At 47.5% G+C, this 14,307-nt stretch carries 14 protein-coding genes and 2 tRNA genes; 9 read left to right on the forward strand and 7 right to left on the reverse strand.

Annotated features, from left to right (window positions below):
- Window positions 1-654 (forward strand): ABC transporter ATP-binding protein, encoded by a 654-nt coding sequence (locus LRP57_RS03100; RefSeq protein ID WP_231205031.1) that lies wholly within the window; start codon window positions 1-3, stop codon window positions 652-654.
- Window positions 651-1,763: an ABC transporter permease gene (locus LRP57_RS03105; RefSeq protein ID WP_231205033.1), complete on the forward strand. Its 1,113-nt coding sequence runs from the start codon at window positions 651-653 to the stop codon at window positions 1,761-1,763. The genes LRP57_RS03100 and LRP57_RS03105 overlap by 4 nt, the downstream gene beginning before the upstream one ends.
- Before the next feature lie 51 nt (window positions 1,764-1,814).
- Here the strand turns inward: LRP57_RS03105 and LRP57_RS03110 are convergent.
- Window positions 1,815-1,887, reverse strand: a tRNA-Lys gene (locus LRP57_RS03110).
- Window positions 1,888-1,933: 46 nt separating this feature from the next.
- Window positions 1,934-2,006 (reverse strand) — tRNA-Lys (locus tag LRP57_RS03115).
- Between the two features lie 153 nt (window positions 2,007-2,159).
- On the opposite strand from LRP57_RS03115, the gene LRP57_RS03120 reads away from it, so the two are divergent.
- Window positions 2,160-2,852 carry a metal-dependent transcriptional regulator gene (locus tag LRP57_RS03120; protein WP_231205035.1) on the forward strand — a complete coding sequence of 231 codons (693 nt, stop codon included), beginning with the start codon at window positions 2,160-2,162 and terminating at the stop codon, window positions 2,850-2,852.
- A 125-nt stretch (window positions 2,853-2,977) separates the two neighbouring features.
- Here the strand turns inward: LRP57_RS03120 and LRP57_RS03125 are convergent, their stop codons facing one another.
- Window positions 2,978-3,421 (reverse strand): HIT family protein, encoded by a 444-nt coding sequence (locus LRP57_RS03125; RefSeq protein WP_231205037.1) that lies wholly within the window; start codon window positions 3,419-3,421, stop codon window positions 2,978-2,980.
- Between the two features lie 232 nt (window positions 3,422-3,653).
- On the opposite strand from LRP57_RS03125, the gene LRP57_RS03130 reads away from it, so the two are divergent.
- Together LRP57_RS03130 and LRP57_RS03135 are read left to right on the forward strand one after the other, a co-directional pair.
- Complete coding sequence (locus tag LRP57_RS03130) at window positions 3,654-6,593, forward strand: leucine--tRNA ligase (protein ID WP_231205038.1); 2,940 nt, start codon at window positions 3,654-3,656, stop codon at window positions 6,591-6,593.
- Window positions 6,594-6,602: 9 nt separating this feature from the next.
- On the forward strand, window positions 6,603-7,625 hold the full coding sequence (locus tag LRP57_RS03135; RefSeq protein ID WP_231205040.1) for an Fpg/Nei family DNA glycosylase: 1,023 nt from the start codon (window positions 6,603-6,605) through the stop codon (window positions 7,623-7,625).
- Window positions 7,626-7,720: 95 nt separating this feature from the next.
- Here the strand turns inward: LRP57_RS03135 and LRP57_RS03140 are convergent, their stop codons facing one another.
- The 4 genes from LRP57_RS03140 to LRP57_RS03155 all read right to left on the reverse strand — a co-directional run bounded on the left by LRP57_RS03140 (window position 7,721) and on the right by LRP57_RS03155 (window position 11,085).
- Entirely contained in the window at window positions 7,721-8,218 is a 498-nt protein-coding gene (locus tag LRP57_RS03140; RefSeq protein WP_231205042.1) for a GNAT family N-acetyltransferase, read from the reverse strand.
- A 158-nt stretch (window positions 8,219-8,376) separates the two neighbouring features.
- Window positions 8,377-8,976, reverse strand: a complete 600-nt coding sequence (gene cysE / locus LRP57_RS03145; RefSeq protein ID WP_231205044.1) for a serine O-acetyltransferase — start codon at window positions 8,974-8,976, stop codon at window positions 8,377-8,379.
- Between the two features lie 260 nt (window positions 8,977-9,236).
- Window positions 9,237-10,169 (reverse strand): cysteine synthase A, encoded by a 933-nt coding sequence (gene cysK, locus LRP57_RS03150; protein WP_231205046.1) that lies wholly within the window; start codon window positions 10,167-10,169, stop codon window positions 9,237-9,239.
- Window positions 10,170-10,422: 253 nt separating this feature from the next.
- Window positions 10,423-11,085 (reverse strand): YigZ family protein, encoded by a 663-nt coding sequence (locus tag LRP57_RS03155; protein WP_231205048.1) that lies wholly within the window; start codon window positions 11,083-11,085, stop codon window positions 10,423-10,425.
- A gap of 714 nt (window positions 11,086-11,799) precedes the next feature.
- On the opposite strand from LRP57_RS03155, the gene rpmF reads away from it, so the two are divergent.
- The 4 genes from rpmF (at window position 11,800) to LRP57_RS03175 (ending at window position 14,288) form a co-directional block, all read left to right on the forward strand.
- Window positions 11,800-11,970, forward strand: a complete 171-nt coding sequence (rpmF, locus tag LRP57_RS03160) for a 50S ribosomal protein L32 (RefSeq protein WP_231205050.1) — start codon at window positions 11,800-11,802, stop codon at window positions 11,968-11,970.
- A 135-nt stretch (window positions 11,971-12,105) separates the two neighbouring features.
- On the forward strand, window positions 12,106-12,369 hold the full coding sequence (locus LRP57_RS03165) for a phosphoribosyl-ATP diphosphatase (RefSeq protein WP_231205052.1): 264 nt from the start codon (window positions 12,106-12,108) through the stop codon (window positions 12,367-12,369).
- A 10-nt stretch (window positions 12,370-12,379) separates the two neighbouring features.
- Window positions 12,380-13,240 carry an ATP phosphoribosyltransferase gene (gene hisG / locus LRP57_RS03170; RefSeq protein ID WP_231205054.1) on the forward strand — a complete coding sequence of 287 codons (861 nt, stop codon included), beginning with the start codon at window positions 12,380-12,382 and terminating at the stop codon, window positions 13,238-13,240.
- 310 nt (window positions 13,241-13,550) lie between these two features.
- Window positions 13,551-14,288: a transcriptional regulator gene (locus LRP57_RS03175; RefSeq protein ID WP_231205056.1), complete on the forward strand. Its 738-nt coding sequence runs from the start codon at window positions 13,551-13,553 to the stop codon at window positions 14,286-14,288.
- Window positions 14,289-14,307 lie beyond the last annotated feature (19 nt).

The following is a 14,307-nucleotide window of genomic DNA, read 5'->3' on the forward strand; positions in this document are numbered from 1 at the left end:
ATGGATCTACATGCATACGGTATTCACTACACTTATCCGCGCTCTACTCAGGAAGTAGTCACTGATTGGTCGCATAGCTTCACATCAGGAACAATAACTGCGATAACAGGGATGTCCGGTTCAGGAAAATCCACACGCCTATACATGCTGGCCCTCATGGTGAAAATCAAACGCGGCGAAATCTGGCTTGATGATAGACGAGTAGATAACCTCACCGACAGGGAACGAGCCGCTATCCGCGCACATCATTTTGGTTTCATCTTCCAAGACGCTGCTCTGGATGCCACACGCTCAGTCCTTGACAATATCGTTGAAACAAGCCTGTACCAAGGAAGATCTCCGCGAGATTTACGTGAACGTGCTCTGCGCCTCATGGAAGAAATGAATGTTGATGTACCGGCTCTGCGTAAGCCCGGTCAAATTTCTGGAGGCCAAGCACAAAGAATTGCCGTATGCCGCGCATTAGTAACCAATCCGCAGATTATTTTCGCTGATGAACCCACTGGAAACCTTGATAGCATCACTTCCGCACTGGTTCTACGTACCCTCAAAGAACACGCACAAAACGGAGGAACAGTTATCATGGTCACCCACGATCCTGAAGTGAGCGACTTTGCTGACTATCACTGTGAAATTACGGCGGTAAAACCGTGAAACGCGCAGCAGAGTCCATTGCTGTTTTTCTGCGTGAATTGTGCGCTGTTATTCGCTCTGCAGCTCTTACCAGCATCATCATGGGACTCATCATCTGTGGAGCTTCTTCTTTTTTAATACTTACAGCAGGGAAAACTGCGACAAGTCAAGAAAAAATTTTATCGCAACTCAATTCACCTACCATGCGTACCCTCACTGTCCTCGGAGAAAAAGCCATTGGCTTTGACACAGGACTTATTGGCGCACTTGACCAATATTCTGTTATTGAATCAGTTATCGGCATGGGACCGATTCATGATTATGTTTCAGCGGTCAATCCAGCCAGCCCGAAAGTACCTGGGCGCACACTGTACACAACCTCCGCTTACGCATTACATGTGCCTGCGGCCCCTAAAAACTTTCCTACCAGTGCAATTAGTTCCCCGAAAGCGCTTGCGACCATAGGGGTATCTACACGTAGTGCAACTGTGCGCGAAGAAAAAACAGGGGAAGAAATCAATGTTATCGATACGAAAGAACTACCTGAAGTTCTAAAAATATATGAGCCTATCATCCTGATTCCACGCAATATTGAGGAAAAACAACCTCTCAGCATGATCTCTGTAACTGCCCGAACATTGGAAGATATAGGCAGTGTCGAAAAAATTCTCCAACAGCATTTAGCTGGAATTCCACGTTCGCAGGTAAAAATACAGCTCCCAGACAATATTTCTCCCCTGAAAAAAGCTATTACCGGAGAACTCATAGCCTCAAACCGAGGGATTTTGCTAGCTACTTTCATTGCGTGCGTAACAGCTACCCATATCATTGTATGGACCGTTGTCCTCCTACGCCGTAAAGATTACGGTCGTCGCCGCGCACTAGGTGCTTCACGCTCCCTCATTGTGACACTCACTGTTATGCATGCCTGCTTTATTGCAATGCTGAGTGCAAGTAGTGGCGTATTGCTGACACAACTATGGTTGTGGTTCACACATAATTCGCTGCCGCCACTGAGTTTTCTGGGCGCAACAATTACAGCTTTAACTTTTATGAGTACTCTAGGGGCTTTTGTACCGGCTACATGGGCTGCTCATCGTGATCCTTTAATGGAGCTACGTACCCCATAGAAAATAGAAATATGATTTACCGACGATTAGCAAGAAGACGGGAATAAAAAGTGCGCCGTGAGGGAATCGAACCCCCAACCCGCTGATTAAGAGTCAGCTGCTCTGCCAATTGAGCTAACGGCGCGTTGGATACTTTATGAGCGGTATTATTGCCACGCACAAAATATTCGTGCGCCGTGAGGGAATCGAACCCCCAACCCGCTGATTAAGAGTCAGCTGCTCTGCCAATTGAGCTAACGGCGCGGCAATCCTAGGACCGAAAGAATAGACTACTCCTTTAGAGGGCCAGACACAAAATCTATTCACGAGGATCAGGACACATTTTGACTTCAGATGGCGAAGTAACCTGCAAAAGGTACGCTAGAAGCCAGTTATTTACATATGTCAAGGAGTGCGATGACCGGCGAAAAAAGTACAGAAATATTCGCAGCCTCACCCGTTGCGCAGGATTACCTCAAATTGATATGGACTGCGCAAACTCGCGGAAAGGACGGCTTGAGTATTAATGAGCTTGCCCGTCGCACAGGAGTAGTGGCTTCCACAGCATCTGAGAATGTACGCCGTCTAGTCGCTCAAGGACTTATCGATCACACTCCCTACCAAAAAGCCCGTTTAACCTCCAAAGGGCGCAGCGTGGCCGTAGGGATGATACGCCGTCACAGGATTTTAGAAACCTACCTGCATGAAGTTTTGAATTTTGACTGGGATGAAGTACACGAAGAAGCAGAAATCCTTGAGCACGCAATATCTGATCGGCTTTTAGGTCGTCTTGAAGCTGCACTCAAGTATCCTTCACGAGACCCGCACGGTGACCCGATTCCAGCAGCTGACGGTACATGTGAAGTCCTACCAGAAACAATTTTGCTCTCAGAACTTACCGAAGGACAAGAAGCCATCCTTATCCGTGTCAGTGATCGTGATTCTGAAGCAATGCGTGCAAATGACGCTCTTGGAATCACTTTAGGAACACGTGTGCGTATGATGCGGGTTTTATCCGAGGACTCAGGATTTATTGTGAAGATAGGGGACCGCGAAAGCGTTCTTACCTACCGGCAAGCACAAATTCTTCATGTGAGCGCAGATGCGTAATACCTGTTTCACTAGCGTGAGTCTATTGCTCATAAGTCAATGATCTGTTTGACCTCTCACGCACACGTCATACACAGCACATGTGCGCATATGAAGAATACGTAAAGTACCGACAGGGAAACTAGTTAGCTGGCAGCACTTTCAAGACGAGGCGGAACATACGCTTCATAACCATCATGGATGAGCTGATCGCGCAGGTGGATAGCAGCAGCTTCGATTTCTTCCGCAGGCGCACTCTGAGCGTTATTTAGTAAACAATCAGCTTCTGAACGAGCCGGAATCACATGAATATGAGTATGAGGAACCTCAAAGCCAGCAATCACCACAGCTGATCGTGATACCTCAAAAGCACGTTCCTGAGCAGAACCTATCTTCTGGGCAACATGGGTGAGATGTGTGAGGATTTCCTGTGGACAATCACTCCATTTTTCCCAGGGATGACGCGGAATAACTAGAACATGCCCAGGGGAAACCGGTTCAATGGTCATCAAAGCGACGCATACCTCGTCAGTCCACACAAAACGACCAGGCCAGTCTCCACTGATAATTTTTTCAAATACAGTACTCATACATCTATTGTGCAACGCCGCTTGGCCTTATGCGTGTGACAACAATGAATGCGCGTCCCATAAAGGGCAGCATTTACTTGATACGCTGACATTACTACATGAAAGATCGTGAATTTTTCCTCCTCTTGCCTCATATTTTGATGGGAACGAGAGGAAAAAGCCTAAATGGTCTACCCTTATACGGGGCCTTTTAAGGCCAAAAGAACCGCAGGAACCACAAGGAAGCCCGCACATGTCATCAACTCAACCTACAGCTATCATTCCCGCCCACCGTTATACGGCAGAGCTGGCCGGACAAATCGAAACAAAATGGCAGGAACGCTGGGATGAGTGGGGTACTTTCCATGCTGATAATCCCACTGGTGATCTTGCCGGTCCTCTGGCCGCGCACACACCCTTCTTCCTCCTTGATATGTTTCCTTATCCTTCAGGTAAAGGTCTTCATGTGGGGCATCCTTTAGGATACATTGCTACAGATACAGTGGCGCGTTTCCGCCGCATGAAAGGCGATAACGTCCTATACACGATGGGGTATGACGCTTTCGGTCTTCCTGCCGAACAATATGCCGTTCAGACAGGCCAGCATCCACGTATCACCACCGAAGAAAATATTGCTAATATGCGCAGGCAGCTTCGTCGTTTAGGGCTGTCACATGATCGTCGCCGTTCTTTAGCGACAACTGATGTTGAATATGTGCGCTGGACACAGTGGATTTTCACACAAGTCTTTAACTCATGGTTTGATCCTGAAGCAACTGCTCCCGACGGCTCACAAGGTGCAGCGCGCCCAGTATCTGAACTACGTGAAAAACTTGCAGCCGGCCAGGTAGCAGTGCCCGATGGTCGTCCATGGGATGAACTGACTGAGGTCGAAAAATCACAGGTTGTTGATAGTTTCCGTTTAGCATATGTGTCCCATGCGCCTGTGAACTGGTGCCCAGGGTTGGGAACAGTTTTGGCAAATGAGGAAGTAACAGCTGATGGTCGTTCTGAACGCGGAAATTACCCTGTTTTCAAACGTAACCTGCGTCAATGGATGATGCGTATCACCGCTTATGGTGAGCGTTTAGCCCGTGATCTGGACACGATTAACTGGCCCGATAAAGTACGCACAATGCAACGAAATTGGATTGGACGCTCAGAAGGTGCCACAGTTACTTTCAATGTACTGAACGCGCAAGAGGTTCACTCATCGATTTCGCAACTTGAGGTGTACACCACTCGTCCAGATACGCTATTTGGTGCAACTTTCATGGTTGTTGCCCCCGAGCATCCGCTCTTAGGAGGAACTCACGGCGGTGAAGCTGATGATGAAGCACATCTGAGCGTGCCTCAGCAGTGGCCAGCAGGAACAAAAGAAGCATGGACAGGTGGCTATCCTTCACCTCGTGAAGCTGTGGCAGCATATCGAGGTCAAGCTGCACGGAAAACCGAAATGGAACGCACAGCTGAGGACCGTGAAAAAACTGGTGTATTCACTGGGTACTACGGTGTGAATCCAACAAATGGTCGCCGTATCCCTATCTTCGTTGCCGACTATGTCCTGTGGGGATATGGGACAGGGGCGATTATGGCTGTTCCCGCGCACGATCAACGCGACTGGGATTTTGCACGCGCTTTTGACTTGGATGTTATTCGCACCATTGGGGATCCTGCGGATCCTTATGCTCATGATCTTTCTGAGTCGGCTTATGTAGGTGATGGTGTTGCTGTTGATTCAGCCAATGGTGACATTGATCTGAATGGTAAAACAAAAGACGAAGCAAAAGCTGCGATGACCGATTGGCTTCAAAGCAGTGGCTATGGAAAGAAAACAGTAACATATCGTCTGCGTGACTGGTTATTCAGTCGTCAACGCTACTGGGGTGAGCCTTTCCCTATCGTGTGGGATGAGGATGGTTTGCCTCATGCATTACCTGAAAATATGTTACCTGTGGAACTACCGGAGATTTCTGACTACGCTCCACGTACTTTTGATCCTGATGATGCGCAGACTTCACCTGACGCACCTTTAGGTCGTGCTGACGAATGGGTAAATGTTGAGCTTGATCTTGGTGACGGTTTGAAACGCTACCGACGCGAAACCAACACAATGCCACAGTGGGCAGGTTCTTGCTGGTACGAAATGCGTTACACCGACCCGAATAACAATGACGCCTTAGCATCTGCAGAAAATCTGAATTATTGGATGGGTCCACGTGAAGGCAAAATCAGTGGCGGCACTGACTTGTACGTGGGAGGTGTGGAACATGCGGTTTTGCACCTACTGTATTCACGTTTCTGGCAGAAAGTTCTTTTTGATCTGGGATACGTTCCTGATTCTGAGCCGTATCACACCCTCTTTAATCAAGGGTATGTACAGGCTTATGCCTATACCGATGCTCGTGGGCAGTACGTTCCTGCCGATGAAGTAGAAGGCGACGAAAACACTGGTTTCACATGGAAAGGCCAGTCTGTCAACCGTGAATACGGCAAGATGGGTAAGTCGCTGAAAAATATTGTGACTCCCGATGACATGTATGAGGCTTATGGTGCTGACGTATTCCGTGTGTACGAAATGAGTATGGGGCCGCTGGATGTGTCTCGCCCATGGGAGACTCGTGCAGTTATTGGTTCACAGCGTTTCCTGCAACGTTTATGGCGTAACGTCGTTGATGAATCCACTGGCGAATTGCGTATTACTGAGGATCCTGCCGATTTAGAAACGCAGCGTGTTTTGGCTCGGACAATTGCCGACGTTACTGTGGAATACGAAAATATGCGTGTAAATACAGCGGTCGCAAAACTTATCGTCCTCAATAATCATCTGACTTCTCTTTCTGCTGTACCTCGTGAAGCTGTAGAAGCATTGGTCCTCATGGTTTCCCCTGTAGCGCCGCATATTGCTGAGGAACTGTGGGAACGTCTTGGACATGACACATCATTAGCGCGGATTCCTTTCCCCGTGGTGGAAGATGAATCTTTACTTGTTGAAGAAACGGTAACTGCGATCATTCAAGTTAATGGCAAGGTTCGTGCTCGTTTGGAGGTAACTCCATCAATAAGTGAAGATGATTTGCGTGAAGCTGCTATGAACGAACCAGCTATTCAACGTCTCTTGAATGGGCAAATACCTGTGAAAGTGATTGTGCGTCCTCCAACACTTATCAATCTTGTCGTCCCACAAAAGTAAAGGATTACCATGCCTGAAGGGGATGCCGTTCGGCGTCTGGCTGAGACTTTTGCCGAAGTTTTCGCGGGTCAACGTTGCATCGTGTCATCCCCGCAAGGTCGTTTTGCAGCTTCTGCCGCCATACTTAATGGGCACCTGCTTGTTGTTTGCAGAGCAGTTGGTAAACATATGTTCTTAGGTTTTTCCACCGAGGAACATGCAGCAGAATTTCGCACGTATGATTCTTTATCCCTGCAAGGGCAAGAAATACCTGAACGTGTAGACAAGTGGGTTCATATCCATTTAGGTCTTTACGGCTGGTGGCGTTTTAACGGTGATACCACTGTGAAAGATTATGGTCATGGGGTGGTACACCGTGTAGGGCCACGCGACCGTCATGTTCCTATGCGCTGGGGGAGTGGTCCGCTCAATGCTCCTGCACCCCAGATCCCTGACCCGGTAGAAAATGAGTCATGGGAGGTTCCTGAACCTATAGGGCAAGTGCGCCTACGTATTGTCACCACACATGCTGTTGCAGATTTGGCAGGTCCTCATCGCTGTGAATTAGTTACTGATGAAGAACGCTGTCTGATTGAATCACAGCTAGGCCCTGATCCTTTGGCTGTTGCTGCTCACAATAATGATGAGATGTGTACGCGTTTTGTGGAGGCAGTTCGTCGCCGTAAAAGAACCATTGGGGAAATGCTGATGGATCAGTCCATCATTGCGGGAGTCGGCAATATTTATCGTGCGGATGCTTTATTTTTAGCGGGAATTTCCCCGATGAGGCGTGGTGACCGTATCTCTGTTTCTCGATTACAGCATCTATGGCATGTTGTATGTGAGGTGATGAATCGTGGTTTAGCAGCGGGCTATCTTATTACTATGTCTCCCGATGAAGCACCCGAGTCAGTAATTGAGGGGGATGAGGAAGCCTCGCGCTGGTATGTATATCATCGTACAGGGCGTCCGTGTATCCGTTGTGGTACGCATATTGCAGAAAAATTGATGAATAATCGACGTCTATTTTGGTGTCCGAATTGCCAACGATAGTCTGACATATAACCGTGGTTTCACACCTGCAGGGTCTGGAAGCTTCCTCAGATAACCTCAGCGTTTTTATGCTGCCACCCCGTAAAAGCAGGAGTCTATTTCGTTGATTCTTCAAAACCAAGTAAATCGTAAAGACTTGCGGCCGCACTATGATGAGCGTCCAGACGTAAGGACAGGGACTCTTTTCCCCATTTCATGCATCGTCGCGCAATCTCAGCAATAAGTGCTGTGGCTATGCCGCGTCGACGAAATTCAGGATCTACCATGAGGTCCAGAACAACAGGGGTGTTTGTGTCTGCTTCATCCCACGGAGGGCCTACAACAACCAAAATGGCAGCGATGAGCGTCCCTTCATGCCATGCTCCAACAAATGAGTCATCGCGTGGAATACCAAAAACACCGTCGAAGATTAAACGGAGTTCGTCTGTTGCTTCAAAAAGTGCTTGTGCTGTGTAAGGTGCTTCGTATGCGACGATGTTCAGCACCGCCAATGCGGGAATATCTTGGCGAGTGAGCGTCGCAATTTCGTAGTTTTCTGGACGCTCGACATCAGCTAACGCTTGTAGTTGTGCTTTCATTGTTCGCTGTGTCATAGACCCAGTGTAAGTGATACGTAGCACATATATGCTGTTTTGGTAAAAACTTCGGATCTATCTTTCAAACCGACGCATACCTGCACGAAAGAAAGTAGCCCTACAAACGCTTCTCCCTGTATTTGAAATACAGCAGGAAGCGCCAGAAGAAACAGCACTTAAATCAAAAGGGTCGGATCCTCATAGCAGTTTGGGTCAATAATCAAATCAGCATCACATTCATTACTTTGTGGAGTTTCACGAATCCGCGCTGGAATACCAATAGCTACGGAATCATCAGGAACATCGCGTGTGACCACAGCATTTGCCCCTACTTTTGCTCCATTACCAATGACAATAGGACCCAGAATTTTTGACCCTGCCCCTAACATCACATGATTGCCCACTGTGGGATGCCGCTTACCTGGAGTCATGGCGACTCCACCTAAAGTTACTCCATGAAAAATCACAACATCATTGCCAACTTCAGCAGTTTGACCAATGACAACACCAGTTGCGTGATCGATAAAAACTCGTCGACCAATTTGGGCGGCAGGATGAATGTCAACTCCTGTTACTGCACGGGAGAGTGAAGAAATAACACGTGCAGGCGTACCAAAGCCGCGTTGCCACAGAGCATGAGAAATTCTATGTGCCCATAAAGCATGAACACCTGGATAGGCTAAAGCTACTTCTACATTGGAACGTGCAGCCGGGTCACGACGACGAGCGGTACGCAGATCTTCAGCTAGCAGTTTCAAGGCGGAAGTCGATGCCATAGTAACCTCTTTCATTTCACGTGCATCAATCTCGTGTGTACTCGTTCACACACAATATGGTCCAGTGACGCACCCCAGCCACACAGTCTTGAGGATGTTTTTATGTAGTGGAATATATATCACCGACATACTAGGGTACTCGCACCTGTTTTCGTGGTACGAGTACCCTAGATTCAGCGGTAAGCGTGAAAAATATGAGAAATCAACTGTCATATTTATGAGGTTGATTTTACAGATAGTGTTTCACACAGAGCTGATTTTTAGTCGCGTAGATCCTCAAAAAGCTTTGTAGACAGGTAACGTTCACCTGTATCTGGCAATACCACTACAATAGTTTTTCCAGCATTTTCAGGTCGTTCAGCAACACGAACAGCAGCAGCAAGAGCAGCTCCAGAGGAAATGCCTACCAGGAGTCCTTCTTCAGCAGCAGCACGACGTGACATTGCCATCGCTTCAGCCGTGTTAACGGATAGGACTTCATCAACCACAGATGAATCGTAAGTTTGTGCGACGAAGTTCGGGCCAATACCTTGGATGCCATGAGGTGCAGGATCACCCCCGGTAAGCAAAGGTGATTCTTCAGGCTGAACCGCAATCACCTGAACGGATGACTTACGTTCTTTAAGAACAGCCCCCACGCCTGAGACTGTGCCGCCGGTACCAACACCAGCAACCAAAATATCAATATTTCCATCTGTATCGCCCCAAATTTCCTCAGCAGTGGTGCGACGATGAACAGCAGGGTTTGCGGGATTAGTGAATTGGGAAGCAATAATTGAACCGGGGCGTTCATCGCGTATGCGTTCAGCTTCAGCAACGGCACCTTTGATACCTGTACTTGGGTCAGTAAGAACGATTTCAGCGCCAAAAGCACGAATAAGTAAACGCCGTTCAATGCTCATCGATGAAGGCATCGTAATCACTACTTTGTAGCCACGCGAAGCCCCTACCATGGCGAGGGCAACACCAGTATTACCGGAAGTTGCCTCAATAATTGTACCTCCAGGTTTAAGTTCGCCAGATGCTTCAGCTGCGTCAATAATTGCTGCAGCGATACGGTCTTTAACTGAGGAAGCAGGATTAAAAGATTCGACTTTCGCTAAAACGCTTGCCTGATTGGAAACAAGGCGGTTCAGACGAACAAGGGGAGTATTTCCAATAAGTTCAGAAACATTATGAGCAATACGGGACATGAGAACTCCTTCATATGAAAGGCCGAGCATACATATGCGATAGAAAACGGCCGCTGAGTGTGAAATAACAGGTAAGAAAAGTAAAGGATGAGGGCGAACGCCAGTACGTGCATACCATCAGTGTGAATATGTAAGCGACGTACCAATATAGACGTGCGCCCTACAGACAACACACAGCGAAACAACAAGCACAAAGAAGCACAGCAGCTTCAATATGGCTATGTGTGTGTCGTTCGCAAGTCATGTACCCACCCTACGATGAAGCGGAAATCTCGTCCACTTCAACAAGAGTTGTGGTCACTAATTGAAACGCACTTTGCCCTTGCGTCACTCGGGCTACGCACTCAAAAAGTGCTTGTTTTTGCGGTTCGCAGATAGCGGCCTGCAGGGTAACGTCATTGCCCCATGTAACATTCATAACATGCGCACCCAAGCTACGTATTTCGGCTTCAATACGTCCGGCTTCTCCAAGCGGGAGATGGGTTTCATACACCTGCATGTCTTTTAATCGAGCACGTGGGGCGCGGATAAGCGCTTCACTTACTGCGCTAGAGTAAGCACGAACGAGCCCACCTGTCCCTAAAAGGATCCCACCGAAGTAGCGAGTCACAACAGCACATACATTCCATACATCATTATTTCGGAGGACTTCTAGCATGGGATTTCCAGCGGTTCCTGCGGGTTCACCATCATCACTGGAGTGTTGATGAGGCGATTGTCCCTGCTCGTGGATGAGGTATGCCGAGCATACGTGGCGTGCGGCGGGGTGTGTGGAGCGCACGTCGTTAATAATGGTACGTGCTTCTTGGGGAGTATCTGTACGAGCGAGAGTGGCAATGAAACGTGATCGTTTAATTTCTATCTCGTGTTCAATGATTGTGCCCTCACGTAATGTGAGCAGACCGCGAGTATCCATAAGCAGGTCCTTTCTCAATGCGTTGAGGAATACTTTGTGGGACTAAATGAAAAGAGTTATCTTCGTATTTTGATATGTTGTCGCTACTGCTTCACTACCTTGTATCTGATTCTAGTCAATCCATCTATCCTGTGACGCGCCCCCTTACTTGCTGTATTCACCCCTTTGAGTCAGTACTTTTATCCTTTTGAGTCCGCTTAATATTCCTCATCGCCGTCATTTCTTTTGAGTTATCATGCTTCTTTTCAGCATTGTCTTTTCCTTTATGCATCGTCATCATCCTTATGAAATACCCCAATTTTCCCTGTTCAATTCATCTTTTTCCCCTCTCAATCTTTACTTCCATAGTCCTTTGGAGTAGCGAATGTGAGTGTATTGAGCCATTAATATGCGTGAAAACAACTGTGGAGAGGAAAGGAATAATCCATTACGGACTTTCCTCATCTAAGTTACGCAGCAGCAAATAGTATTGAAAGCATCGATCAACTGATGCGAATAATCTTTGTATATGCAATATTGAGCGTAGATGTAACGAGAATCGCATTATGCTACTTCGGCGCGGCATCAAGTATTGCAAATAGACATGTTAAACTTTCCGAGTTGCCATTTGCGCGCATTCTCCTGAGTGGGCGCGAAGCCGAGCCGAGGATGAGGATTCCACGGATCGTCATCCGGCACGATATACGTCCACGAGAAGATGAAAGGGGTAAGGCAATGGCAGTACCAAAGCGTAAGATGTCCCGCGCCAACACCCGCACTCGCCGGTCTGCATGGAAAGCTGATCTGACCGAGCTGAACACCATCAAGGTTGCAGGTCGTGAGGTCCGCGTGCCGCGTCGTCTGGCGAAGGCGTACAAGAACGGTCTGCTGGACGTGGAGGCCTGAGCCTCTGTTCTGCTGACATTCGGCCCGGCAAGTATTTTGTCGGGCCTTTTCTTTATCATTTTCGCCTTATCTCAACGAAAGTCCGATGTTTGGGCCTGACTGAAAAAACGCCAAAAGGACACTAGCCTAAGATAGGTGACTACTTTTGATGAACTTTTTGCTGAACTCTCACGTAAAGCGCAGACCCATGAAGCCGGGTCCCGCACAGTTGAAGAACTAGAGCAAGGTGTTCATTTCATCGGTAAAAAAATTGCAGAAGAAGCCGGTGAAGTGTGGATTGCTGCACGTTATGAAAGCGATGACGACCTGGCACTTGAAATATCGCAACTTTTGTACCATGCGCAGGTTATGATGATTGCTCGTGGCCTCACTCTAGAAGACGTATATCAAAAGCTCTGATCGGATTATCATGAATACAACGAATGTATTACGCGTAGCCGTGCCAAATAAAGGATCTCTTTCAGAGCAATCGATTTCACTCCTATCAGAAGCAGGCTACAAGACACGGCGCCGTGGCCGTGAGTTAGTGTTAAGCGATTCAGATAACAGTGTGGAACTTTTCTTCCTGCGTCCACGCGATATTGCTGTGTATGTTGGCCGTGGCTCCATTCATGCTGGCATTACCGGTCGTGATTTGTTACTTGATTCAGGAACCGCCGCCGTTGAACACCGTCCTTTAGGTTTTGCTCGTTCTACTTTTCGTTTTGCTGCTCCCGTAGGGACAATGCAAAATCTCAGTGATATCACTGGGAAACGAGTGGCGGCTTCGTACGATCATTTAGTTCGTACTTACCTGGAAGAACACAATATTGAAGCCGAAGTTGTTCACTTAGATGGAGCGGTCGAGTCTTCCATCAGACTCGGTGTTGCTGATGTTATTGCTGATGTCGTAGAAACTGGGAGCACCCTCAAAACAGCCGGATTAGAAGTATTCGCTGAGCCGATTCTTACTTCAGAAGCGGTGCTCATCACCCGCAAGGAACTACGTGAGGATCCTCGCGTCATCACTCTTGACCGCAGGCTTGAAGGTGTACAAGTTGCACGCTCTTACGTACTCGTTGACTACAATGTGCGTGAGGTGGATTTAGAGGCAACAATTGCGATCACCCCTGGTTTTGGTTCGCCTACAATCAGCCCTCTTGTTAATACTCAATGGATTGCTGTACGTGTGATGGTTCCTGCACAAGGAGTGAATCTTGTGATGGATCATCTGCATGAATGTGGTGCCCGAGGCATTATCGTCACCCAAATTGCAGCTTCACGTCTTTAAGATGAGCTTTGGCTTTGTAGGGAAAATAACCGGGCGCATATCCCTTGCTTGATAATCCACATGAGGCGTTTCCTATGCCTTGTCTTAAAACCTTGTCACGTAGAATATTTTTGTGGCTTCTGAGGTCTTAACAAATACGCGTGTGCTCAACTTATTCTTTACAATTCTTTATTCGACCTCAGGGATTTCACGTGCACATATTCGCTCTCTACCAGGATATTCCAACCTGACGACACAGGCATTTGATGTTCAGTTTGAACGGGATAAAGCTGCCCTACGCTCAATAGGTGTAATTCTGGATAAGAAATACATGAGCAGTTCTGAAGATGAAAAGTACCGTATCGCTTCCGATTTTTTTGCTAAGAAAGATATAACACTTGACATCACCGATATGGCCCTTATTCAACTGGCTGCATCAGCATGGCAAAAAATTAATCCTCAGCTCATACGTCCTAAACTTGCTGCCGCTGCCCACGATACTGCCACTTCTCGTACACAAGATATAACGCCTGTGCGTATTGATTTCAGTGGAGCAGAAAGCGTTGCTGACCTTACACGCGCTATTCATGATCGGTATGTCGTTGTGTTTGATTATTCCTCACTTAAAGGGAGCGATCAGCGTTCTGTTGAACCATGGCGCATTATTTTACGAGGCCCTTCATTGTATTTATGGGGATATGATTTGGATCGGTTGGATCAACGAGTTTTTCGTTTGTCCCGCATAAGATCAGCTATTGAATTTTATGGGCAAGCCGGTGATGCCCAGCCAATGCCAGAGGGAGTTCGTGATCCTTTTACAGATTTTCTTGTGGCTCCACGACTGATGATCCGTCTGTCAGCCTTAGATCGTTTTTACCCGCATATTACTCAGTACATTGAAACGGATAACACACAAGAATGGCAATGTGTTCACACCGAGGAAGCAGAAAAAGGGGAGTGGATACACAGGATTTTATCTGCAATAGATGACGTAGTTGTTCTAGATCCCGTGGACTTGCGTGATGAAATCCTTAAACGTTTACACGCGGCAGCGCAGACATCTGAATAAGATGTGTACTCCTACGTCC

The organism is Schaalia sp. lx-260, from assembly GCF_021083645.1.
GTDB lineage: Bacteria > Actinomycetota > Actinomycetes > Actinomycetales > Actinomycetaceae > Pauljensenia.